This window comes from Pseudoalteromonas sp. BSi20439 (assembly GCF_000241165.1).
Classification (GTDB): Bacteria; Pseudomonadota; Gammaproteobacteria; order Enterobacterales; family Alteromonadaceae; genus Pseudoalteromonas.
On record NZ_BADW01000099.1, the window covers coordinates 121,114 to 144,793 of the forward strand.

The 23,680-nt window shown below is 40.6% G+C and carries 18 protein-coding genes and 1 pseudogene; 8 read left to right on the forward strand and 11 right to left on the reverse strand.

The annotated features are described in order from the left end of the window. Positions 1 to 15 precede the first annotated feature (15 nt). From P20439_RS09485 to P20439_RS09495, 3 genes and pseudogenes are all read right to left on the reverse strand, one after another. Positions 16 to 959: pseudogene (locus P20439_RS09485) on the reverse strand (alpha/beta fold hydrolase). After that, the gene (locus tag P20439_RS09490) at positions 949 to 2,376 is read right to left on the reverse strand and encodes an ATP-binding protein (protein WP_036933442.1); all 1,428 of its coding nucleotides are present in this window, start codon (positions 2,374 to 2,376) and stop codon (positions 949 to 951) included. The pseudogene P20439_RS09485 and the gene P20439_RS09490 overlap by 11 nt, the downstream one beginning before the upstream one ends. Beyond that, positions 2,354 to 3,040: a response regulator gene (locus tag P20439_RS09495; protein ID WP_008466417.1), complete on the reverse strand. Its 687-nt coding sequence runs from the start codon at positions 3,038 to 3,040 to the stop codon at positions 2,354 to 2,356. Before P20439_RS09495 ends, P20439_RS09490 begins: the two co-directional genes overlap by 23 nt. A gap of 160 nt (positions 3,041 to 3,200) precedes the next feature. On the opposite strand from P20439_RS09495, the gene P20439_RS09500 reads away from it, so the two are divergent. Continuing rightward, a complete protein-coding gene (locus P20439_RS09500) occupies positions 3,201 to 3,665 on the forward strand; it encodes a periplasmic heavy metal sensor (RefSeq protein WP_008466419.1) in 465 nt (154 codons plus the stop codon). Between the two features lie 315 nt (positions 3,666 to 3,980). On the opposite strand, the gene yacG is transcribed toward P20439_RS09500, so the two are convergent. The 8 genes from yacG to nadC form a co-directional block, all read right to left on the reverse strand. Next, positions 3,981 to 4,211, reverse strand: a complete 231-nt coding sequence (gene yacG, locus P20439_RS09505; protein WP_008466423.1) for a DNA gyrase inhibitor YacG — start codon at positions 4,209 to 4,211, stop codon at positions 3,981 to 3,983. Between the two features lie 65 nt (positions 4,212 to 4,276). After that, complete coding sequence (pilB, locus tag P20439_RS09510; protein WP_008466425.1) at positions 4,277 to 5,953, reverse strand: type IV-A pilus assembly ATPase PilB; 1,677 nt, start codon at positions 5,951 to 5,953, stop codon at positions 4,277 to 4,279. Between the two features lie 144 nt (positions 5,954 to 6,097). Next, positions 6,098 to 6,727, reverse strand: a complete 630-nt coding sequence (gene coaE, locus P20439_RS09515; protein WP_008466428.1) for a dephospho-CoA kinase — start codon at positions 6,725 to 6,727, stop codon at positions 6,098 to 6,100. A gap of 2 nt (positions 6,728 to 6,729) precedes the next feature. Further along, entirely contained in the window at positions 6,730 to 7,641 is a 912-nt protein-coding gene (locus P20439_RS09520) for an A24 family peptidase (RefSeq protein WP_008466430.1), read from the reverse strand. A gap of 272 nt (positions 7,642 to 7,913) precedes the next feature. Further along, the gene (locus P20439_RS09525) at positions 7,914 to 9,143 is read right to left on the reverse strand and encodes a type II secretion system F family protein (protein ID WP_008466432.1); all 1,230 of its coding nucleotides are present in this window, start codon (positions 9,141 to 9,143) and stop codon (positions 7,914 to 7,916) included. A 2-nt stretch (positions 9,144 to 9,145) separates the two neighbouring features. Further along, positions 9,146 to 10,468: an O-antigen ligase gene (locus tag P20439_RS09530; RefSeq protein WP_008466433.1), complete on the reverse strand. Its 1,323-nt coding sequence runs from the start codon at positions 10,466 to 10,468 to the stop codon at positions 9,146 to 9,148. A 51-nt stretch (positions 10,469 to 10,519) separates the two neighbouring features. Next, the gene (locus P20439_RS09535) at positions 10,520 to 10,972 is read right to left on the reverse strand and encodes a pilin (protein WP_008466435.1); all 453 of its coding nucleotides are present in this window, start codon (positions 10,970 to 10,972) and stop codon (positions 10,520 to 10,522) included. A gap of 508 nt (positions 10,973 to 11,480) precedes the next feature. Further along, positions 11,481 to 12,326, reverse strand: a complete 846-nt coding sequence (gene nadC / locus P20439_RS09540) for a carboxylating nicotinate-nucleotide diphosphorylase (RefSeq protein ID WP_008466437.1) — start codon at positions 12,324 to 12,326, stop codon at positions 11,481 to 11,483. Positions 12,327 to 12,600: 274 nt separating this feature from the next. Between nadC and ampD the strand changes: the two genes are divergently transcribed. The 7 genes from ampD (at position 12,601) to P20439_RS09580 (ending at position 23,227) form a co-directional block, all read left to right on the forward strand. Beyond that, a complete protein-coding gene (ampD, locus tag P20439_RS09545; protein ID WP_008466438.1) occupies positions 12,601 to 13,146 on the forward strand; it encodes a 1,6-anhydro-N-acetylmuramyl-L-alanine amidase AmpD in 546 nt (181 codons plus the stop codon). 287 nt (positions 13,147 to 13,433) lie between these two features. Further along, positions 13,434 to 14,285, forward strand: a complete 852-nt coding sequence (ampE, locus tag P20439_RS09550) for a beta-lactamase regulator AmpE (RefSeq protein ID WP_008466440.1) — start codon at positions 13,434 to 13,436, stop codon at positions 14,283 to 14,285. A gap of 863 nt (positions 14,286 to 15,148) precedes the next feature. Then, positions 15,149 to 15,898 (forward strand): pyruvate dehydrogenase complex transcriptional repressor PdhR, encoded by a 750-nt coding sequence (gene pdhR / locus P20439_RS09560; RefSeq protein WP_008114937.1) that lies wholly within the window; start codon positions 15,149 to 15,151, stop codon positions 15,896 to 15,898. 83 nt (positions 15,899 to 15,981) lie between these two features. Next, the gene (aceE, locus tag P20439_RS09565; protein ID WP_008466442.1) at positions 15,982 to 18,648 is read left to right on the forward strand and encodes a pyruvate dehydrogenase (acetyl-transferring), homodimeric type; all 2,667 of its coding nucleotides are present in this window, start codon (positions 15,982 to 15,984) and stop codon (positions 18,646 to 18,648) included. A 10-nt stretch (positions 18,649 to 18,658) separates the two neighbouring features. Further along, positions 18,659 to 20,575, forward strand: a complete 1,917-nt coding sequence (gene aceF, locus P20439_RS09570; RefSeq protein WP_008466444.1) for a pyruvate dehydrogenase complex dihydrolipoyllysine-residue acetyltransferase — start codon at positions 18,659 to 18,661, stop codon at positions 20,573 to 20,575. Between the two features lie 163 nt (positions 20,576 to 20,738). Continuing rightward, a complete protein-coding gene (gene lpdA / locus P20439_RS09575) occupies positions 20,739 to 22,166 on the forward strand; it encodes a dihydrolipoyl dehydrogenase (RefSeq protein ID WP_008466446.1) in 1,428 nt (475 codons plus the stop codon). Between the two features lie 374 nt (positions 22,167 to 22,540). Then, positions 22,541 to 23,227 (forward strand): tRNA-uridine aminocarboxypropyltransferase, encoded by a 687-nt coding sequence (locus P20439_RS09580; protein ID WP_008466449.1) that lies wholly within the window; start codon positions 22,541 to 22,543, stop codon positions 23,225 to 23,227. Positions 23,228 to 23,680: the final 453 nt, after the last annotated feature.

Genomic DNA, 23,680 nt, shown 5'->3' on the forward strand with positions numbered 1-23,680 from the left:
TAACCAGAATTTAGGTTAACTTAGCGACTCACAAAATTTATATAGGCTTGTTAGTAGTGGTTGGCGAATTTCATCACGCTCAAAAAATAGCTCGTGCTTAGCCCCTTTAAACTGCTTGATTAGCGTATTTTTATGCCGGCTTGCAAGCTTGTATTGGGCTTGATTATCAACCACTTCATCATTTTCTGCGCTAGCTATAAATAATGGGGTGGTTATGGATAGTTTATCAAGCGCTTTAATAAACGAAAAAACAGTATTCAGCCAGCCATAAGTCACGCCACCTAATTGTAATAGTGGGGTTTGCTGATAAGTTGCCCTAAATTGCTCGTAACGTATTTGGCTACTGGTTAAAGTATTAAGCGCAAACTCTTCAGGTGAGTAATCGTTTTGTCCTAGTGCATAACATCCTGAGAGCCCTAATAATGAGGCACTTGCAGCGATAAACTGTGCAATCGGCTTGGGTATTCCTTTGGTATGAATATCAAACATGGGCGCCGATAAAAATGCCCCACTAAAATCATGTGAATAACGTGCTAAGTAATCAAACGCAATGGCGCCGCCCATTGAATGACTAAGCAGTAACTTTTTACCTTGCCAGTGCTGCTGCACCACTTTTTCATTAAACTGGTTAAGATCGTGACTGTAATCTTCAAATTGTTTTACGTAGCCTTTATGGGGGTTTTTTAGTAACCGATAAGAGCGACCTTGGCCTTGGTGATCAACAATAAACACTGCAAAATTATTACAATAAAGCTCCCAAAGTAGCTCTTTGTATTTATCCAGTCCTTCAATACGCCCTGAACTAATAACAATGGCAGTATGAGCATCGTTAGGCTTGGCACAAGCATAAAATAATTCTCCTGCCGCTGTGTTTAAATACGCTTTTTTAGCGTATTAGTATAAAACTCATTTATTGCAGGCTGATTCTTTTCAAGCTCACTTTCAGTACTATAAAACATGATCTCTCTTTTGTATTGGTAAGCTTACCTCAACGCACAACCCGCCAGCGTCTTTATTTGATAAAGCTAAATTTCCACCATGCGCGATCACCGCATTTTTTGCAATGGCTAACCCTAACCCCGTACCACCGCTGAGGCGGTCGCGGGCATCTGATTGCCTGAAAAACGGTTCACACAACTTATCAAGTTGCGCCTTAGGTACGCCAGGGCCATCGTCACATATTTGTATGTATATGGTATCACTGTGTTTTAAGCTGATGCTAATAGTATGTTGTGCATATTTAATGGCATTGCGCAGAATGTTCTCTAAGGCACTGGCAATCAACATTTCGTCACATTCTATATTTACTTCAACATTACCGTGTACAAGTAAGGTTTTATTGTGCTGTTTCGCTTCAAACTGAGCATCGTTAATCACATGGTCAACAATCACTTGCAACGACTGTGCTTGCAGCGATAAAGGTTGGCTATTGGCTTCTAAGCGCGATACCTGCAATACATCGGCTATCATTTTATCCAGCTGATTAGCTTCTTTTTCAATACGCAATAAATACGATTGGCTTGCTTCACTTGCTTGCATTTGCGCCAGCCCCGTAGCCATTTTTAAACGAGTTAGCGGAGAGCGTAATTCATGGGATATATCGGCTAATAAGCGCTTTTGAGCGCTAAGTAGCTGCTCTAGTTGATCGGCCATGCGGTTAAAGTCGCGTCCTAAAACTCCAAGTTCATCTTTTCGCTGACTATTTATTGCCGCACGCGCACTTAAATCGCCGTTTGAGAGCTTGATTGCTGCTTGTTTTAAACTATTTATAGGGGCAATTAAGTTACGACTAAATAAAAAACTTAATGTAAGTGAGGCGATAATCGCGATGGAAATTTTTAACCATACAGGTAGTAACCTTAAACGAATAAAGAGCGGCCGCTGCTGATTTATATCGATTTCATATAACTCAAATTCCCCTTCAGGAACACGAATACGTATGGGGCCAAAAGCTTGATAGTATTCAGTAAAAATAACCTGTGGAGGCATCCCCTTGCTAAAGTTAAGTAAGCTTAAATCAATATTGTTCTCAACATCTTTACTGATCAAAACCTCATCGCTGTTTTGTGAATTTAAATAAAGTAATTTACGTTTAGTTAAACGCGGATGAGTAATAATGTCATTAATAGATCGCTTGTGTTTATGTGCGCTGCGCTCGATAGCTCGTGCTAGGTATTCTAGGTTTTTCTGCATTGGTCCTTGCAGTGGGTCATGGCTAATGGCATTTATTAGTGAAATATTACTCAAGAAAAAGAGCGCTGTAAAAGTGCCAATAATCGTCAGCCAAAACCACGTAAAGACCTTAAAAAATAAATAATGTCGTGGGTGGCGTAGCCAACTAAAACGGTGAGGTTTATTCTCCTTGGATGAAGACATACCCTGTTCCCCTCATTGTTTTAATTTTATCACCGTCTATGTGCTCGGCTATTTTTTTACGGATATTACTCACATGCATATCTATAGAGCGGTCAAAAGACGCTAACCGCCTGCCTAATACATCTTCGCTTATTTGCTCTTTGCTAATTACATTCGGGGCGTGCTTTATCAATAAGGCAAGTATCTCGTATTCGGTGCCCGTTAGTGTGAGGGAGTTGTTATTAATACTAGCTTCTCGCGTAGCAAAATTAACAGTAATACCGTTTGAAGATATTTTTTTATTACTATTAGACACACTATTAATGTGTTCAATACGCCGAGTAATGGCTTTAACCCGGGCAAGGAGCTCACGGTGATTAAATGGTTTTGCAATATAATCATCCGCGCCGAGCTCTAAACCAAAAATACGGTCAAAGTCTTCACCTTTAGCGGTCAGCATAATCACAGGGGTTAATTTACTTTGCCTGAGTTGTTTTAGCACTTCAAAGCCATCTATAGAGGGCAGCATAACGTCAAGTAATATAAGCGCGTAATCGTTCTGCAAGGCAAGCTCTAAGCCTTGTTGGCCATCGTGTGCGGTTTGAATGCTAAACCCTTGTGCGCTTAGGTACTCGCTCAATAACTCGCATAAACCGGTGTCATCATCAATCATTAATAGTTTCATATATAAAGCCTTACGCGCTGTTTATGGTTTTATTTTACGCGCTAAATTCATCAAAAGTTAGTCTTTACATAACCTTTACACTGCTTTGCGTTACTTTGTATTGAGTTAGTTATAGTAAACATTAGCAACCAACAACCAACCCAATATAAAGGTGATGATTATGACTAAAGTAAACACGTTATCGAAATTAGTACTAATATGTGGCTTAACAGCAGCAACGCTCAGTGCGGGCAGTGCACTTGCAAAAGGTGATGGCCATAAACAAGGCCACTCTCAAGCGCGCTTTTTACTTTCTGAGCGAGCAGCAGACAAGCTGGCGCTTACGCAAGAGCAACAAACACAATTAAAAGCGATTTTTACAGCGCAAAAAACGCAAATTAAAGCACTAAGAAGCCAAAATAAAGACGCGCGTAAGGCACAGCGCCAAGTTTATAAAGCGCAGATGGATGCGTTATTGTCAGCGCCAAACTTTGACGAAAATGCAGCGAAAGAGTTATTAACCGCACGCCAAGATAAGAAGCAGCAATTGGGGTTAATTAAATTAAAAACCCAGCATCAAGTAATGCAACTGCTTAACGCTGAGCAAAAAGAAAAGTTAGCTAAAATAGAGCAGCGCCGCAGGTAGAAGGGCTAGGTGCGAGGTTCGAGGGGCGAAGCTCGTCGCCCGAAGCCCCGCCTTGTATCTACAGAATATTTTGAACCACAGAGGGAGCAGAGGCGCTTCGCGCCCCACAGAGAGAAGATCATTTATTGTTACTTTCTCTGTGTGCTCTGCACCTCTGTGGTAGATAAATTACCTAAAACCTAAAACCTAAAACCTAAAACTAACGCGGGGTAAACCCGCTGCCACAGGTATAAAAAAACCTTGCGATTTTAACCGCAAGGTTTTTAAATTTCTCGAACCTCGAACCTCGAACCTCGAACCTCGAACCTTTAAAGGTTACTTAAAAAAGTCATCTTCATTTTTTGCCATCATTGCTTCAATGTCTTCAATCATGTCTTGATTGAACTCATCTGCAGCTGTAATCGGCGCGGAAATTTTATTATTTTCAAACGACCATTCACCTAAATCAATAAGTTGGCAACGCTTTGAACAAAAAGGGCGGTGCGGACTTTGTGCTGACCATTCTACTTGTGCTTTGCAGTTTGGGCAGTTAACCATAGTTGGCATAATTTACTCTCAAATTAACATAGGCTTAGCCGCTCAATTTATTGTTAAGCAACTAAGCACTTTATTTAAAAACTAGTGACACGGTTTATCTCAAGGAGTGAGGTCACGCCCTCTGCGGCTTTTCGAAGACCTGATAAGCGTATGTTATTAAACCCTGCTTTAAGTGATACCTCAGCAATTTCTAATGAGTTACCACCGCGCATTATAATTTGCGCTATTTCTGGGGTAACTTTCATGACTTCGTAAATACCAACACGGCCTTTATAGCCATCGGTACAGCTTTCACAGCCTTTCGGTGCGTATAAAATCATGTCCTGTATTTGTTGTTCATTAAAGCCTTGGCGAATAAGCTCTTCACGGGGTAAAGGCTCTGGTACTTTACATTTAGAGCACAATCGGCGCGCTAAGCGCTGGGCTATAATTAAACTAATTGAACTGGCTACATTATACGCGGGTACACCCATATTTAACAAACGGGTAATCGTTTCTGGCGCGGAGTTAGTGTGAAGCGTTGATAGCACCAAGTGACCGGTTTGCGCCGCTTTAATTGATATTTCAGCGGTTTCTAAATCACGTATTTCACCCACCATGACAACATCGGGATCTTGACGTAAGAACGCCCGTAAAGCATTAGCAAAGGTCATGTCGGCTTTAATATTTATTTGTACTTGGTTAACCCCTTCGAGGTTAATTTCTACTGGATCTTCGGCGGTACTAATATTTCGTTCCGGCTGATTAAGTATATTTAAACCCGTATACAAGGATACGGTTTTACCCGAGCCGGTTGGGCCGGTAACCAAAATCATCCCTTGTGGTTGTTCTAGTGCATCTAGGTAGAGTTTTTTCTGTTCGGTTTCATAACCTAATACATCAATGCCTAGCATAGCACTGGATGAATCTAGAATACGCATTACCACTTTTTCACCCCATAGGGTTGGCATGGTACTAACACGAAAATCAATACTTTTACGCTCAGTAATTTTAAGCTTGATACGGCCATCTTGTGGTTTACGTTTTTCAGCGATATCAAGGCGTGACATAACCTTTATACGCGCCGAAAGCTTGGTTGCTAAACTATTCGGTGGACTAGCTACCTCATGTAAAATACCATCAATACGAAAGCGAATACGGTATTTGTGCTCATAGGGTTCAAAGTGAAGATCGGAAGCACCTTTTTTTATTGCATCCATTAAAATTTTATTAATGTAGACAATAATAGGGGCATCGTCTTTGTCATCATCTTTAGGGGTGTTATCTCTTTGAGGCTCAGAGTCTAGTTCAGCAAACTCTTTAAATTCATCTTCACTTAAATTTAAGCTACCTGTGGCATCAAGTAATTGCTCAATTTTATGGTCGAGCTGTAGGTAGTCAACCACCACCACTTCGCATGATAAACCGGTGCTAAATTCAAAGTTTTCAAAAGCGCCGTAATCGGTAGGATCAGAGGCAGCAATGTATACTTTTCTGCCTTTTTGTACCAAAGGTAAAATATGGTGCTTGCGGATCAGCTTTTCTTTAACCAGCTCGGCAGATATTTGTGCAACATTAAAATCTTTTAAATCAAAAAAAGGCACTCTAAACAAATCAATACATTGCTGCGCTAAATCTTGGCTGTCTATTTTGCCACATTTAGAAATAAGCTCAGCAGTTGACGCAAACTCTTGTTGTTTTGCTTTTACGGTATCGGTATCAACCCGGCCGAGGGTAATAAATTTTCTTAATAACGGTGAGTTAATATTCATTGCGCACCTGATTTAATCCTTCATTTGTCAGCAATTTATCAGAAAAAAGAAAGGAATACATTAATCGTACCAATGCAGCAGGTATTTTTACTGATAAAAAATGCGCTGTTGCATGGTTTACTATCTAGCATTTAGCTTATCCAGTTATATTGTAGACTTAGCTTGCTGTAAATAATACTTATGCAGCTCAAGTAAGTCTTGTTTTACATCGTTTAAGTTGCGGTTATTATTTAAAATATCATCCGCTTTATGTTGTTTTTGCTCACGAGACATTTGTGCGTCAATAATTTGCTCGGCCTGTTCAATGCTTATATTGTCGCGCTGTGTAGTACGTGCTATTTGCACCTCTTTGGGGACATCTATTAGCAAAGTACGATGACAGTAGCCATCAAGCTCATTTTCAAATAACAACGGCGCAACTAACACCACGTAGTCGCTTTGCGCGTTTGTTAAATCAGTGATCAGTTTAGTGCGTATTAAAGGATGTAGCAGCGCATTCAGCCATGCTTTTTGCTCAGCGTTACTAAAAATACGCGCTCTTAGTTCGCTTCGGTTTAATGCGCCATGTTCATTAAGTATGTCAGTACCAAAATGCTTAACAATAGCATTAAGCCCTTCAGTGCCAGGCTCAACTACTTGGCGAGCAATAATATCAGCATCAACAATAGTAATGCCTAGTTCTGCCAGCATATTGCTTACGGCGGTTTTACCACAGCCAATGCCGCCGGTTAGTCCCAATACCCAGTTGTTTTTATGATGTTGTGTATTGTTCATAGTTAGTAGCCAATAAAATTAAAATAGCTGTTTTGCAGTTGCGTTCCCCATAGCATAGTGATCCAACCGGCTATTGCTAAGTAAGGGCCAAAAGGAATAGGCGTTGCTTTGTCTTTACCTTGAATACTCAGTAGGGCAATGCCAATAACAGCGCCAACTACGCTTGAGAGTAAAATAATGGTCAATAACGATTGCCAACCCAGCAAGGCTCCAAACACCGCCAGTAATTTAAAGTCGCCATAGCCCATGCCTTCTTTACCGGTTATTAATTTAAATAACCAAAACACACTCCATAAGCTTAAATAGCCACATGCTGCGCCAATAATGGCATCGCTAGGGGCAATGGTATAACCCATAACAGAGGCGATTAACGCTAACCATAAAAGTGGCAAAGTAAGCTGGTCCGGCAGTAGCATGTGATCAATATCAATAAAAGTCAGTGCTACCAACGCCCAAGTAACTACAATGTACAATAAAGCCTGCTCTGTTGCGCCAAAGGTGTAGGCAACCACTAAACTTAAAATAGCCGTAATGGCTTCAACGAGAGGGTAACGCACTGATATTGGGTTGTTACAGGTTGCGCATTTACCTTTTAATAATAACCAGCTAACAATGGGGATATTTTGCCACGGTTTAATGGCCGCTTTGCACTTAGGGCAGCATGAGTTGGGTTTAATTAAGTTAAACGTACCAGTAGTTTGTGCGTTGATTTGTTTCGCTTTAGCGCTGGTTAGTTCATCTGCTAATAATAAGCGGCATTCAGTTTGCCATTCTTTTTGCATCATTAGCGGCAAGCGGTATATCACTACATTTAAAAAGCTACCAACAGATAAGCTCACTAGGCCAACCGTGGTCAAATAAAACCATAAATGGGCCTGCATCGCGCTGGTGATATCAATAAAAAAACTTTGCATTTATTCTACCTAAAACTAAATTCTGTTATTGATAATACAGTGGTTTTACATAAGTGCAAAGTTAGGGTTTAGGATGTTAGGTTCGAGCGACGGGCGACGGGCGACGGGCAACGGGCGACGGGGAATCGCCGCGCTTTAATTGTTCTGTAGGCGGAGCTTTTTGCCGCGCAAGGTCATTATTCACAAAGAGGTTAAGAGACGCTTCGCTTTTAGAGGTATTTAAGGTTACGGGCGGCGAGCTGCGGGCCTCGAACCTCGCGCCTAAAACCTGTCTAAATAACTGAACCTAGTTGGAATATAGGTAAGTACATGGCCACGATTAAGCCACCGACTAGTACGCCGAGTACCGCCATTATTAATGGCTCTAATAGGCTAGATAAGCCATCTACGGCGTCATCCACTTCTTGCTCATAAATAGTAGCCACTTTTGCCAGCATGCCATCAAGCGATCCTGACTCTTCACCAATGGCGACCATTTGTACCACCATATCAGGAAATATTTTAGAGTTACGCATTGCCCAGTTCATTTGGTTACCTGAGCTTACCTCGGCTTTTATTTCCAAAATAGCATAACGGTAAACTGCATTACCTGAGGCACCAGCAGCAGAATCCAGCGCATCTACTAGCGGTACACCGGCAGCAAAGGTGGTCGATAGGGTGCGGGCATAACGTGCTACCGCGGCTTTATTAAGTATCATGCCTATAATGGGCAGTTTAAGTATGGCGCGGTCGGTTGCATCACGCAGTTTTAAACTTCTTAAATGCGCTTCTTTAAATATATAGCCAAATGCCATTACTGCTATTAGCGCCATCCACCAGTACTCTTGCATAAATTCAGAAATAGCAATTACAAATAGGGTAAAAGCAGGCAGCTCTGCGCCAAAGCCATTAAAAATATCTTGAAATTGTGGTACCACAAAAATCAATAATATGGAGGTTACAATCAGCGCCACCACTAATACCGCAATCGGGTAAAACATGGCTTTTTTAATTTTTGATTTTAGCGCTTCTGATTTTTCTTTATAGAGCGCAACGCGGTCGAATATTTTATCCAATGCGCCAGATTGCTCACCCGATGCCACTAAGTCACAATATAAATCATCAAAATAGCGGGGGTGTTTTCTCAGCGCAGTTGATAAGGGCTGGCCAGCTTTTACTTCATCGCCAATGGTGCCCATCAGTTTGGTAACACTTTTATTGGTCGAGCCTGAGCCTATCATTTCAATCGATTGAATTAGCGGTACACCCGCCATCAGCATAGTAGCTATTTGCCTAGTAACTAAGGCTATATCTTTTGGGGTAATTTTTTGTACGCTTTGAATACCAAACAAAGGTTTGGCTTTTCGTTTAACTTTTGAGGGCGTTATGCCTTGCTTACGAAGTTGGGCTTTAACTAGAGCAATGCTTGCACCAGTCATTTCACCTTCAAGGCGTTTCCCGCGAGCACTTACGCCTACCCATTCAAAGGTATCAAATCCTTTTTTGTCTGGTTGTTTTGCCATTATTAATCCTCGAAGTAAGTAAGCTTACAATTTTCAAAAGATAATTGCCCGTTAGACCAAAAGCTAGGACCGTGTGGTTTAGGGTCTAAACAGTTGTAGCTCAGTATGACTAATGCCGCGTAAAGTAAAGATGTTGTAAATGTAATAATTTGTGCTACTTTTTTATGTGTTTTGCTTTTTCTTTCAACTAAATTATAACCTAAATATCCAAGTAAAATCCCAACTAAAATAAATAAAAAGGTCTGCGGAATTGGCATGACTATTACGCCACTGACTAGTGAGTAAATCAGTAAGCTTACAAATGAAGTAAAACAGGTTAAAAACTCATTGTTATCTTTGTTTTTTTTAATGAAGGTAAGTGATTGAGTAATTAATTTATATATAAACCAAACAACAATAGATAAAACAATTGCTCCCCAGTTGTTCAGAATTTGAAGGATACTATTATGGGGATGGCCAAAATCGAAAACTTCAGATTTATATCCACCAGGGCCATTACCAAAAAGTAGTGTTTTAAGGTGTATATTATTGATGATTTCTAGCCATATCTCGTACCTTTTTGAGCTATCAGTTCTTATTGTATACTCGGCTGAGTGGTAAAAGCTAAGATAAAAATAATGAAGTGAAAATAATAAAATAGCAGCCAATAGACAAAAGAGTATCTCTTTTATCATACTTCTATTTATGAAATAGCAGTAAACTAATGTTGTCACCAATATTGCTATTGAAGCTCCTCGGGCACTACTGAAAAGTAACAAAAAGAAATTTAAAGTCAGAGTGACTTTTGCAACTCGATGTAAATTTGGGTGTAAAAGAAAATAGATAACAAAAGGTATGCTTAGGACTTGAAATTGATTAAAAAATCGAATGTTATAAAAACCATACAAAACACCATCAGGTAGTGGAAGTTCACTTGATAAAATAAAAAAAGAATAATTAAGTAATGAATAAGATACTAAAAATATGTTAGAGAATAGTATTGTATAAAATAAAATAGAGTTATCACTTTTTATTTTATACCCTAAAAAAACAAGGCTTATTAGCATTGTAGCGTGAAGATAGCTCAAGCTTGAATGTAATAGGTTGTTACTTAATAATGTGCTGATTAAACCAAGGAGTAGCACTAAAGTTAAAGTCAGATTTGCTTTTTTTTCTAACTTGAGTGAGGGAAAATAAAATAAGGCGCACATACTTAGAAGTATTGATTGGAAAGCTCTTTTTTCATTAAATAGACCAAAGAAGTATTCATCAATAAATGGAGTTAAACAAGCAATTAAGAATATAGAGAGGGCTATATGGTGGCTGTGAGATTTGATAAATTGCATGTAAAGAAAAGCTCTTATGTATAAGAGCTTCTACATTTGTTGAAATAGGAATTAACTACCATTTCTACAGTTTTGTGGAACATACTTATTTAAAGTTGCAGCGCTTATTTCACAAGTCCAGCTAATGTTTGTTGCATTTGTTGTGTTTGGGGTTAAAGTTAATGTAGCTCCAGTTAAATCTGTATTGATAGCTTTGATTGTTGTCGTTATCTCTCCTGCTGTTCCAACTACCACACTAGTCACATATGGAGAGGAGATATTTTCATCTAACCCTACCGCTTTATTAGAAGCACAGCTAGCAGAGCTCCCAGTTGATATAATACATTCACTAACAGCTGTTTTAGCTGATGCTGTGAAAGTTATAACTTCACTCATTTTAGCGCGAGCCGTATAATCTTGGTAAGCAGGCAACGCTACTGCTGCCAAAATACCGATGATTGCTACTACAATCATTAATTCAATTAGGGTGAAACCCTTTTGGTTTTGTTGTGTCATTGTTTGCATGTTTCCTCTCCTAAAGGATAATGTTGTGGTAAGCCAAACGGGTATAAGTTTTTAAACTGTAACTTATGTGTTTACTTAACCTGTTACTACAAAAATAAAATCATTTTGCCAAATTTAGTGTTGTGTTTAAACGGTAAAATATTCCCCGCAAACACACGCACTGTGTGACGGTTATTCGTTACTCGTCCCTTATTTGAGTATAAGCCTAACTACTAAAAGTTAGTTATAATCCCCGTAAGTTACAAGTTAATAGTGAAATAAATGTTTTCATTTATCTCAAGTTTGTACGTTTTTGTATTTTCTCATTCTTTTAAACTAATTTAATGCTAAAAACTAGTTACTCGGTATGAGTCTAACACTGTTTATTGCGCTTTTGTATGTAAAAAACTGATAAAAAGCGCATTAATTTAATAACTTGTTATAAATAATCCTTTTGAATTATTTAATGCCCTTTTTTAAAGGTTGTCAATCAATTAGCGCGGGAATATATAAATAAATTTTACATTATTTACTCAAATCGCATCGATAAATCGATTGATTGTAAATTTTTTGTAAGCGCCCCGCTTGAAATAAAGTCAACCCCAGCTTGCGAGTATGCTTTTAGCGTTTCTAAGGTCATATTGCCTGATACTTCTAATTTAGCGCGCTTATTTGTAATGCTAACCGCTTGGCGTATTTGCTCTGGGTTAAAATTATCTAACATTATAATATCGGCGCCTGCGTTAATGGCTTGCTCTAACTCAGCAAACGATTCAACTTCAACCTCTATAGGTTTATCGGCATGATTTAGCTTAGCTTGAGCCACTGCGTTATTAATTCCTCCACAGGCTGCTATGTGGTTTTCTTTAATTAAAAACGCATCAAACAAACCAATTCGGTGGTTTGCACCGCCGCCACACTTAACTGCATATTTTTGCAATGCTCTTAGCCCCGGAATGGTTTTACGGGTATCGAGTAGTTGCGTGCTAGTGCCACTTAGCTCTTTTACATAGTGCGCTGTGGTGGTGGCTGTACCTGAAAGCGTTTGTACAAAATTAAGTGCAGTACGCTCTGCAGTTAAAATAGCGCGAGCAGAACCAGAGGCAGTAAATAAAGTACTATTGGCACTAACAAAGTCGCCATCGTTCACGCATATGTTTACAACCACACTTGGGTCGACTTGTTTGAATACTTCAATGATTAGGTCTTTGCCACAAAAAATGCAGTCTTCACGGGTGATCACTTTCGCATTGGCTTGCTCTGCTTGCGAAATAAGCTGTGCGGTAATATCGCCTTGTTCTGCGCTTTGGTAATTTAGGTCTTCATCTAGCGCTAAGGTAACAAGTTGGCTAATTAGGGTATGCGAAATAGACATGAAAAAGCTCATAATAGATAATAAATTAACTAAATTTTACTCTGTTTAATTACTAAATAGAAGCAGCTAACAACTAAACTAAAAAGCCAGCGCTTAATTAACACGTTAATCATATTTTATCGTTTGGTATTACGCTATCTTTATAGGCTTAAATCTATTAGCATCTTGATATACATCAATTTTGGTTGATTAACCTGAGCGCTGCGAGCTACGGGTAACGGGATGCGTGTAACGGGCTATGGGCAGCGGGCTACATAAGTTTTAAATAAATAGTATGAAAATAGATTCTTTAGGCGTTATAAATAATATTAGCCAGCGGGCGTGTAGCCACTTTGACGAGCGACCTGCTCACAGTGATATATCGCTGTTGGTTATTCATAATATTTCATTACCTGCAGGGCAGTTTAATACTCCCTATGTTGATGACTTATTTATGGGGAATATTGATTGCAATGCACACCCTAGCTTTACTGATTTAGCAGGGCTTAGAGTATCAGCGCATTGTTTTATTAAGCGCTGCGGCGAAATTATACAGTATGTACCTTTTGAAAAGCGTGCATGGCATGCGGGGCGTTCCTGCTTTGCTGGACAACAAAATTGTAATGATTTTAGTATAGGTATAGAGCTTGAGGGCACAGACACAACTAATTATACCAGTGCCCAATATCAAAGTTTAGCTGCATTGGCGCAGGCTATTATGCAGCGCTACCCAAAAATAATAGCCAGTAATATAGTTGGGCATTGCGATATAGCCCCTGGGCGAAAAACCGACCCTGGGGTTAGTTTTAACTGGCGTAAGTTTTTTAACCTAATTAAATAACTAGGGTCTGTTGACCTTTCAAGGTTAAATTTGCAGCAGTCTGTTTGGTATTTAGGCAAGGCAGCGCCTATGTGGTGTGGTTATTCCCCATAAATAGGCGATAACGTAGCATCAATGCCAAACAGGCGCTGCCCTTCGGGTTCTGCCTAGGGACGATTTACTCTTTGTTGCTCGGTTTTGACTTAGCCCACTAGGTTACAAACCTCGCGCCGCGATTAAATCGCCCCTAGTTTGAACAAATTATAATCCGCAAAGGTCAACAGACCCTAAATTAAGCGAGTAACAACATGATTTTAGTTTCAATAATAATTGCACTGATACTTGAGCGTTTAGGTGCTCGCTCTGCGCATTGGCAAATGAGTTATTACGCTAATGGCTACTTAACTCGCTCTGTTAATTTATTGACCAATAAAGGTTTATTTGGCACAGCAACAGGTTTTTTAATTTGGCTATTACTGCCTGTGATTGCTGTTGGGTGTGTGTATTTTTTATCTGACTTTGCACTTTGGCAACTTGTTTTTAATGTAGCGGTGTTATTAGTGTGCTTTGGTTGCGCTAAGCAACGCGCTTTGTATAAGTCGTATTTAAATGCACTGACTCGCGGTGATCAAACCGCTGCGTCTTTGTATGCTTTGCAATTAGGGCAAAAACGCACCCAAGATCAGCAAGGCGGCGAAACCGTTGGGCAAACATTAGCTTGGGTTAACTTTCGATTTTATTGCGCGGTTATATTTTGGTTTGTGGTATTGGGCGTTGCTGGTGCTGTTTTTTATGCATTAGTGCGTACTTTTGCCGACTTAGTGAGTGACAACCGTGATGAAGTCATTGCTAAGCATTTTAAGCTAATCCACCGTTTATTGTTTTGGCTAGATTGGCTCCCAGCGCGTATTACCAGTTTTGGCTATTTAGTGATTGGTAACTTTAATAAAGGGACTAGCTGTTGGCTGCATTACGTGTTTGACTTTTCAAGCCCTAATCGCAAGGTGGTTACTTATACGGCGCTAGCGGCTGAACAAGTTGAAGAGCGCTATTATGGTTGTACCTTTGAGGCCACCTGTATGATCAAACTGGTTAAGCGAAATGTACTTTTTTACTTAGTGTTAATTGCCTTGATGACTTTATTTGGTGGTTTAAGTTAAAGACTAGGGGTTAGGTAATAGGTAATAGGTATTAGGTAATAGGTATTAGGTATTAGGTGTTAGGTGTTAGGTGTTAGGTAGAAATTAAGCCAAGCACCGTGTTTAGCTTGGTGTTGGCGGGCTGCGCGAGCAACGGGGGGCGGGCTAAAACCTCTTTACCCCCATTATCTTCTCTTTGTGTAATAGCTTTTAAGTAATTTATTTACCACAGAGAATGCAGAGCACACAGAGAAAGTGACAATCAATGGTTGTTCCCTCTGTGGTTCAAAAAATAAATATATTTGGTGCCTAGAGTTTTAGGTTCTAGGCAGAGATTAAGCTAAGCATAGTGTTGGGTTAATCGTAGGCGGGGCTTTATGCCGCGCACTTTACTTTTTTGTGACGGGCTTCGAGTTGCGGGCTTAAAACCTTTAACCTAAACATGCGCGAGGTAAACTCCCGCCTACAATGTAAAAACATGTTTGCAAATTACTCTACATTTTATCCTATTGCGAACCCCGAACCCCGAACCCCGAACCCCGAACCCCGAACCCCGAACCCCGAACCCCGAACCCCGAACCCCGAACCCCGAACCCCGAAACCCGAACCCCGAAACCCGAAAATTAAAAACAGCTGGTCTGACCATTTGTTTTTCATCTTATTAACCTTTCTTTATCCTCTGCATTCTGTGTATTATTTGAACTTTGTTTAAATTACGTTACGCTGGCCTTAGGGCTTTAAAACTGCTGTAAATTGACAGTAATTACGGTTTTTGATAACGTATGGCAAAATTTGGTATGACCAATTTACCTTTTGGTCAGGTCATTCAGTTAAAAGCCTTATTTAATGGGCTGCTAGCACTTATACAACGCGGACGTTGATTGATGTCTTTAAAAATTAAAGCGGCAAAATTATCTGATGTTATTTTACAACAACTTGAGAACATGATTCTTGAGGGGTCGTTAGCACCAGGAGAAAAGTTACCACCGGAGCGTGAACTCGCTAAGCAATTTGAAGTGTCGCGTCCGTCGTTGCGTGAAGCCATTCAAAAGCTTGAGGCAAAAGGGCTTGTAACCCGTCGTCAAGGTGGTGGAACGTATGTAAAAAATCAATTGGAAGAGGGGCTGACTGATCCGTTGTTTGATTTGATCAGTAAACACCCCGAATCGCAATTTGATTTATTAGAATTTCGTCATGCGCTAGAGGGAATTGCGGCTTATTACGCAGCACTTCGCGGAACAAGCAACGATTTTGCAAAAGTAAAACAGAGCTTTGATCAGATTGCATTAGCTAAAGATGAATTAAAGCAAAAAGCCAAAGCGATTAATGACTTTCATTTTTGCATCGCTGAGGCGTCTCATAACGTAGTGTTACTGCATTTAGTAAGAGGGATGCAAAGCTTACTTGAGCAAAATGTTTTACAAAATTTAACAGTGTTACTTAAAAAGTCAGATATAAGCAGCCAATTAGCCGAACACCGGCGTTTATTAATGGATGCAGTGATTGACGGTAATCCTGAACAAGCTCGCTTAGCGAGTAATGCGCATTTAGCCTATATTGAAGAAGCATTGCTTGAAGCGGGTAAAGAGCATTCGCGAATTGAACGTAGTTTAAGACGCACCAAACAAAATTAAGCAAGTACATTCACTGTTAACTTGATTCAACAGTGAAGTATTCAATACATACATTAGTATTTTAAACATAAGGAAACCTCCATATGTCTGAAGTCAATAAAATTGACGTAGACGCGCTAGAAACACAAGAGTGGTTACAAGCTCTTGAATCGGTTGTGCGCGAAGAAGGTGTTGAACGAGCTCAGTTTTTACTTGAGCAAGTGTTAGAGCAAGCCCGTTTAGACGGTGTTGATATGCCAACAGGCATTAACACAAACTACGTTAATACGATTCCGGTTGATCAAGAACCTGCCTACCCTGGTGATGTAAATCTTGAGCGCCGTATTCGTTCAATTATTCGCTGGAACGCGATTATGATTGTATTGCGTGCATCGAAAAAAGATCTCGACTTAGGCGGCCATATGGCGTCTTACCAATCGTCTGCTGCATTTTATGAGGTGTGTTTTAACCACTTCTTTAAAGCGCCAAATGATGTTGATGGCGGCGATTTAGTATATTACCAAGGTCATATTTCTCCGGGCATTTATGCGCGTGCATTTGTTGAGGGGCGTTTAAGCGCCGAACAACTTGATAATTTCCGTCAGGAAGTAGATGGCAATGGCCTACCTTCTTACCCTCACCCTAAATTAATGCCTGAGTTTTGGCAGTTCCCAACGGTATCTATGGGTTTAGGTCCAATTTCTTCAATTTACCAAGCGCGTTTCTTAAAGTACTTAGATGGTCGTGGCTTAAAAGACACTAAAAACCAACGTGTATACGCGTTCTTAGGTGATGGTGAAATGGATGAGCCAGAATCACGTGGTGCTATCTCTTTTGCTGCGCGTGAGAAGCTAGATAACCTATGTTACTTAATTAACTGTAATCTACAGCGCTTAGATGGCCCTGTAATGGGTAATGGTAAAATCATTCAAGAGCTAGAAGGGCTATTTAAAGGCGCTGGCTGGAATGTTATTAAACTTGTTTGGGGTAGCGGTTGGGATATTCTGCTTGCTAAAGACACCACAGGTAAACTACTACAGCTAATGAACGAAACTGTTGATGGCGATTACCAAACATATAAAGCAAAAGATGGCGCGTACGTACGTGAGCATTTCTTTGGTCGTTACCCAGAAACAGCGGCACTTGTTGCTGATATGACCGATGACGAAATTTTTGCGCTTAAGCGTGGTGGTCATGAATCGTCAAAGCTTTATGCTGCATTCAAAAAAGCAGAAGAGACTAAAGACCGCCCAACAGTGATCCTTGCTAAAACAGTAAAAGGTTACGGCATGGGTGAAGCGGCTGAAGGTAAAAACATTGCGCACCAAGTTAAGAAAATGGATATGTCGCATGTGGCTCACTTACGCTCACGCTTGGGCTTAGATGATTTAGTATCAGAAGAGCAATTAAAAGAGCTGCCTTACTTAGAGCTTGAAAAAGATTCTCCAGAGTACAAGTACCTACATGCTCGTCGTGATGCGTTACAAGGTTACACGCCAACACGTATCGCTAAGTTCTCTGAAAAATTACAGTTGCCAGAAGTAGATGCGTTTAAGCCGTTACTTGAAGAGCAAAAACGTGATATTTCAACCACTATGGGCTTTGTACGTGCACTTAATATCTTATTAAAAGATAAAGGCATTGGTAAAAACATTGTGCCAATTATTGCCGATGAAGCACGTACTTTTGGTATGGAAGGTTTATTCCGTCAAATCGGTATTTATAATCCGCATGGCCAAAACTACACGCCTCAAGATCGTGATATTGTTTCTTACTACAAAGAAGCAACCTCAGGACAAGTACTACAAGAAGGTATTAACGAGCTAGGTGCAATGTCGTCATGGGTTGCTGCTGCAACATCTTACAGCACCAACGACTTACCGATGATCCCATTCTACATTTACTACTCTATGTTTGGTTTCCAACGTGTTGGTGACATGGCATGGATGGCAGGGGATCAACAAGCACGTGGTTTCTTATTAGGTGCTACAGCAGGTCGTACAACGCTAAATGGCGAAGGCTTACAGCATGAAGATGGCCACAGCCACATTCTTGCAAACACGGTACCTAACTGTATTTCTTACGATCCTACTTATGCATTTGAAGTAGCGGTTATTGTGCAAGACGGTATTCGTCGTATGTACGGTGAAGATCAAGAAAACATTTACTACTACCTTACGTTAATGAACGAGAACTACCATCAGCCAGCCATGCCAGAAGGCGCTGAAGAAGGCATTCGTAAAGGTATCTACAAGCTAGAAAGCTACGAAGGCAAAAAAGCCAATGTACAGCTATTAAGCTCAGGTACTATCATGACTGAAGTGCGTAAAGCAGCGACAATTTTAAGCGAAGAGTTTGGTATTGCGTCTGATGTTTACTCAGTAACTTCATTCAATGAACTTACCCGTGATGGACAAGATGTTGAGCGTTTCAACATGCTTAATCCAGAAAGCGAGCAAAAAACGCCGTACATTACTAGCGTATTAAACGACTCAGTAACCGTTGCTGCAACGGATTACATGAAAAACTACGCAGAACAAGCGCGTTCATTTATCCCAAGCAGTAACTACAAAGTATTGGGTACAGATGGTTACGGTCGTTCTGACAGCCGTGAAAATCTACGTCGTCACTTTGAAGTTAACGCAAGCTACGTGGTAGTTGCGACATTATCTGAACTTGCTAAACGTGGTGAAGTTGAAAAGTCAGTGGTTGTTGAAGCTATTAAAAAATTCAACATTGACACTAACAAACTAAATCCACTGTACGCATAAGAGGTTTGCAATGAGTATTGAAATTAAAGTACCTGATATCGGTGGCGATGAAGTAGAAGTAACCGAAATACTAGTGAGTGTTGGCGATAAAGTTGAAGTTGACCAGTCACTGTTAAGTGTTGAAGGTGATAAAGCTGCGATGGAAGTACCTGCTGAGCAAGCCGGTACGGTAAAAGAAATTAAAGTGAATGTGGGTGACACTGTTACCACAGGCACTTTAGTGTTCATCTTTGACGGTGAAGCGCAAAACTCTGCTGCTGACTCTAAAGAAGCTGAAAAAACCGAGGAAGCAGCACCTGCTGCGTCATCGGCTTCATCAACTAAAGAAGTCACTGTGCCAGATATTGGTGATGACGAAGTTGAAGTGACTGAAGTGATGGTTGCGGTTGGCGATAGCGTAGAAGAAGAGCAATCTATCTTAAACGTTGAAGGCGACAAAGCGGCAATGGAAGTACCAGCCCCCTTTGCCGGTACAGTAAAAGAAATTAAAGTAAATACTGGTGACAAAGTGAAAACGGGCTCATTAGTGTTTGTTTTTGAAGTCGCTGGTGGTGATAACCAAAGTGCCCCTGCAGCTGATTCAAAAGCACAAGAGAAGCCTGCTGAACAAACATCGGCATCAAGCACTAAAGAAGTTAGCGTGCCTGATATCGGTGATGACGAAGTTGAAGTAACAGAAGTTATGGTTGCGGTTGGCGATAGCGTAGAAGAAGAGCAATCTATCTTAAACGTTGAAGGCGACAAAGCAGCTATGGAAGTACCGGCGCCGTTTGCAGGTACTGTTAAAGAGATTAAAGTAGCGACTGGCGATAAAGTTAAAACGGGCTCATTGATTTTTGTATTTGAAGTGGCGGGTAGTGCACCAGCTGCAGCACCTGCAGAAAAATCAGCACCAGCGCCTAAAACAGAATCTAAGCCGGCAGCTCAGGCTGAGTCAAAACCAGCATCATCATCTGCTAAAGCAAGCTCTGAAAGCTTTGAAAACAACAGCGCTTATGCTCATGCATCGCCCGTTGTTCGTCGTTTAGCACGTGAGTTTGGTATTAACCTTGCGAACGTAAAAGGCACAGGTCGTAAAAACCGTGTTGTTAAAGAAGACGTGCAAAACTATGTTAAGCAACTGGTTAAGCAAGTTGAATCTGGTCAAGTACCTGCAGCTAAAGGCAATGCGGGAGGCGGTGAGCTTGGTTTAATTCCATGGCCAAAAGTTGATTTTGCTAAGTTTGGTGAAATTGAAGAGAAAAAACTTTCTCGTATTCAAAAGCTGTCAGGTAAAAACCTACATCGTAACTGGGTGCAAATCCCACATGTTACTCAGTTTGATGAAGCGGATATCACGAGTCTTGAGCAATTCCGTAAAGAGCAAAATGCCCTTAACGAGAAGAAAAAGCTAGGTGTTAAAATTACGCCACTCGTGTTTGTAATGAAAGCAGCAGCTAAAGCGCTTGCTGAGTTCCCTACATTTAACTCATCGCTTTCTGAGGATGGCGAAAGCTTAATCCTTAAAAAGTACATTAACATTGGTGTAGCGGTTGATACCCCGAATGGCTTAGTTGTACCAGTGTTTAAAGATGTTGATAAAAAAGGCATTATTGAACTCTCTCGTGAACTAATGGAAGTGTCTGTTAAAGCGCGTGATGGCAAGCTAAGTTCATCAGATATGCAAGGTGGTTGTTTTACTATTTCAAGCCTAGGTGGTATTGGCGGTACGGCATTTACGCCGATTGTGAATGCGCCTGAGGTGGCTATTTTAGGTGTGTCAAAATCTGAAATGAAGCCTAAGTGGAATGGTAAAGAGTTTGAACCTAAGCTAATGGTTCCACTTTCAATGTCTTACGACCATAGAGTGATTGACGGTGCACTTGCTGCACGCTTTACTGTTACTCTTGCAAGTTACATGAGTGATATACGTCAGTTAGTGATGTGATCACTTTAGAGTGAATAAAATCAAATCCCAGCCAGTTGTTTTTAGCTGGGATTTTTATCATTTGCAATGATACAATATTTGCACAAATGCCCTTTTCTGCCTTGCAGAAACATGGCAGTTAAATTTTGGGGCTGTGTCCCGTTCAAACAATAAAGGTAATAGCATGAGCAACGAATTAAAAACTCAAGTTGTTGTACTAGGCGGTGGTCCTGGTGGTTACTCTGCGGCTTTTCGCGCTGCTGACTTGGGCTTAGAAGTTACATTAGTAGAATCTCGCGAGACATTAGGCGGTGTATGTCTTAATGTTGGTTGTATTCCTTCTAAAGCACTTTTACACGTAGCTAAAGTGATTGATGATGCTGCAGAAATATCATCTCACGGCGTTACTTTTGGCGCACCAAAAATTGACCTAGATGAAGTTCGTTCTTGGAAAGAGTCTGTTGTTGGCCAGCTTACAGGTGGCTTAGACGGTATGGCTAAAATGCGTAAAGTAAAAGTTGTATCTGGTTACGGTAAATTTACTGGTAGCAACACTTTAGACGTTGAAGGCGCTGACGGTAAAACAACCATTACCTTTGATAACGCAATTATTGCTGCGGGTTCTAAACCTGTAAACTTACCTTTCATCCCAGAAGATGATCGTGTTATTGATTCAACGGGTGCGCTAGAGCTTAAAGATGTTCCTGAAAAGCTACTCGTTTTAGGTGGTGGTATTATTGGTCTAGAAATGGGTACGGTTTACCGTGCACTAGGTTCTGCAATTGATGTTGTAGAATTTGCAGACCAACTAGTTCCTGCTGCTGATAAAGACATCATTAAAATTTACCAAAAGCATGTTAAAGACAAGTTTAACGTGATGCTTTCAACTAAAGTAACTGGCGTTGAAGCAAAAGACGACGGTTTATATGTTACGTTTGAAGGCAAAAATGCACCAGCAGAGCCAGTACGTTACGACAAAGTACTTGTTGCCGTAGGTCGTACACCAAATGGTAATATGTTAGACGCTGATAAAGCGGGTGTGAATGTTGATGAGCGTGGTTTTATTAACGTTGATAAGCAATTACGTACTAACGTAGAACATATTTTTGCAATTGGTGACTTAGTGGGTCAGCCTATGCTTGCGCATAAAGCGGTTCATGAAGGCCATGTTGCTGCTGAAGTTATCTCTGGTCAAAAACATTACTTTGATCCTAAGTGTATTCCTTCAATTGCTTACACTGACCCTGAAATTGCATGGGCGGGTGTAACTGAAAAAGAAGCGAAAGAGCAAGGTTTAAGCATTGAAACAGCAGTATTCCCTTGGGCTGCATCGGGTCGTGCAATTGCTTCTTCACGTACTGAAGGTTCTACTAAGCTTATTTTTGATAAAGAAAGCGGCCGTATTATCGGTGGTGCTATGATTGGTATTAACGCAGGCGAAATGCTGGGCGAAATCGGTCTAGGTATTGAAATGGGTGCAGATGGTGAAGACTTAGCGCTGACAATTCATGCTCACCCAACATTGAACGAATCAATCGGCCTTGCAGCTGAAATTTTTGAAGGTTCAATCACTGATTTACCAAACAAAAAAGCAGTTAAAAAGAAGAAGTAATTTCTTTTAGTTAATCGCGATAAAAAACCCAAGCCTCGGCTTGGGTTTTTTGTTTTTATAGCCTCAGCGTTTAGCAAAAGATTGTTCTATCTAGCGCAGCGTCTCTATGGTGCAAAAACAAAGACTAAAGCATGTCGAGCTGCGAGTGCCGGGCAACGGGCTTAAAACCTCAAAATTAAACCTGCGCGAGATAAATTCACGCCTGCAATATAAAAGTTATGCTTGCAAAAAGCTCGGTGTTTTATTTTACTAGCGCCCGCAGCCCGCAGCCCGCAGCCCGCAGCCCGCAGCCCGCAGCCCGCAGCCCGCAGATATCTATTCCCTTTTATTTTAGCTACAATGCTCAGCCATCAGTTTATAGGTAATTAACCACAGTGACTCAGAGTTTAAAAAATTCAGTTTTAGCATTACGTGCCCAGCAAATAAGTGAATCTCGACGTGAGTTTAATGCCCGTGGTGGAAAAATGGATCGCTGTGAACAATGCTTAATTGCCAAGCATTACTGTATTTGTGAGGGCGCTGAGTACGCAAGCTGCGATGCTGCTGTATGTTTATTGATGTATCACAATGAAAGTTTTAAACCGTCTAACACTGGGCGTTTAATTGCGGAAATAGTTCCTGATAATTATGCGTTTCGTTGGGATAGAACCTCCCCAGATCCGGCATTGTTAGCCTTGTTGAATAATGATAAGTATCAGCCTTTTGTGATTTTTCCGGCAGAAGATGTTGAAACTGACAGGGTAGTAACGCAGGTTGAAACGCTTGCAGGTAAACAGCCATTGTTTATATTTTTAGATGGTACATGGCGTGAAGCTAAAAAAATGATCCGCAAAAGTCCTTATTTAGATAATTTGCCCGTGCTTTCTATTACCGCACAAAAGCTCTCAGATTACCGATTACGTGTAGCACCCCATGCTCACCAGTTAGGTACGGCAGAGGTGGCTATTATGGTATTAGCATTGGCTGGTGAAGTTGATGCGAGCACTAAATTAGAACAGCATTTTATTAAGTTTCGCGACGCTTATTTACTCGGTAAGCGTAACAAAGGCAGGCCGGAATAAAGTGCAGGGTATTAATACGAAAAAGCTGGATTTAATGCTTGTTCATAGTTTGAATATATATAATTCTGGCTGACCGCTGATTTTCAGGCAAAAGAAAAGCGCGAACCATCTCTAGTCGCGCTTGCGGAATCTTCTAACTTTGTTGCATCCTGCAATTGAACCTAATCAACTCCAATTTTTACGTTCCGTGTTATTACAATATTACTTTCTAGTTCTATGTAATATAGGCTATCCGAGCCTGTCTCCCTAAATCCCTGAAACATCCTGTAAGGTAAAATCTATTACCAATCCTTATTGCACATCCGAGTGCATTTCCATTGTTATCATTCCATTGTGTTGCCTTAAAGGCCTGTCCTTTTATTCCCTATCCTTTATAAACAACTATTCCGGTGTTGTTATCCATTACGCATCATCCTGATGCTATCCCTTATGCAACAATCCATTGCGATACTC

Coding starts and splice junctions, on each gene's coding strand:
- coaE (WP_008466428.1), bottom strand. CDS start 6,727: ATGAACAATACACAACATCATAAAAACAACTGGGTATTGGGACTAACC.
- P20439_RS09520 (WP_008466430.1), bottom strand. CDS start 7,641: ATGCAAAGTTTTTTTATTGATATCACCAGCGCGATGCAGGCCCATTTA.
- aceF (WP_008466444.1), top strand. CDS start 18,659: ATGAGTATTGAAATTAAAGTACCTGATATCGGTGGCGATGAAGTAGAA.
- aceE (WP_008466442.1), top strand. CDS start 15,982: ATGTCTGAAGTCAATAAAATTGACGTAGACGCGCTAGAAACACAAGAG.
- ampD (WP_008466438.1), top strand. CDS start 12,601: ATGAAAATAGATTCTTTAGGCGTTATAAATAATATTAGCCAGCGGGCG.
- P20439_RS09535 (WP_008466435.1), bottom strand. CDS start 10,972: ATGCAAACAATGACACAACAAAACCAAAAGGGTTTCACCCTAATTGAA.
- pilB (WP_008466425.1), bottom strand. CDS start 5,953: ATGAATATTAACTCACCGTTATTAAGAAAATTTATTACCCTCGGCCGG.
- P20439_RS09495 (WP_008466417.1), bottom strand. CDS start 3,040: ATGAAACTATTAATGATTGATGATGACACCGGTTTATGCGAGTTATTG.
- lpdA (WP_008466446.1), top strand. CDS start 20,739: ATGAGCAACGAATTAAAAACTCAAGTTGTTGTACTAGGCGGTGGTCCT.
- ampE (WP_008466440.1), top strand. CDS start 13,434: ATGATTTTAGTTTCAATAATAATTGCACTGATACTTGAGCGTTTAGGT.
- P20439_RS09490 (WP_036933442.1), bottom strand. CDS start 2,376: ATGTCTTCATCCAAGGAGAATAAACCTCACCGTTTTAGTTGGCTACGC.
- P20439_RS09530 (WP_008466433.1), bottom strand. CDS start 10,468: ATGCAATTTATCAAATCTCACAGCCACCATATAGCCCTCTCTATATTC.
- nadC (WP_008466437.1), bottom strand. CDS start 12,326: ATGTCTATTTCGCATACCCTAATTAGCCAACTTGTTACCTTAGCGCTA.
- P20439_RS09500 (WP_008466419.1), top strand. CDS start 3,201: ATGACTAAAGTAAACACGTTATCGAAATTAGTACTAATATGTGGCTTA.
- P20439_RS09525 (WP_008466432.1), bottom strand. CDS start 9,143: ATGGCAAAACAACCAGACAAAAAAGGATTTGATACCTTTGAATGGGTA.
- yacG (WP_008466423.1), bottom strand. CDS start 4,211: ATGCCAACTATGGTTAACTGCCCAAACTGCAAAGCACAAGTAGAATGG.
- pdhR (WP_008114937.1), top strand. CDS start 15,149: ATGTCTTTAAAAATTAAAGCGGCAAAATTATCTGATGTTATTTTACAA.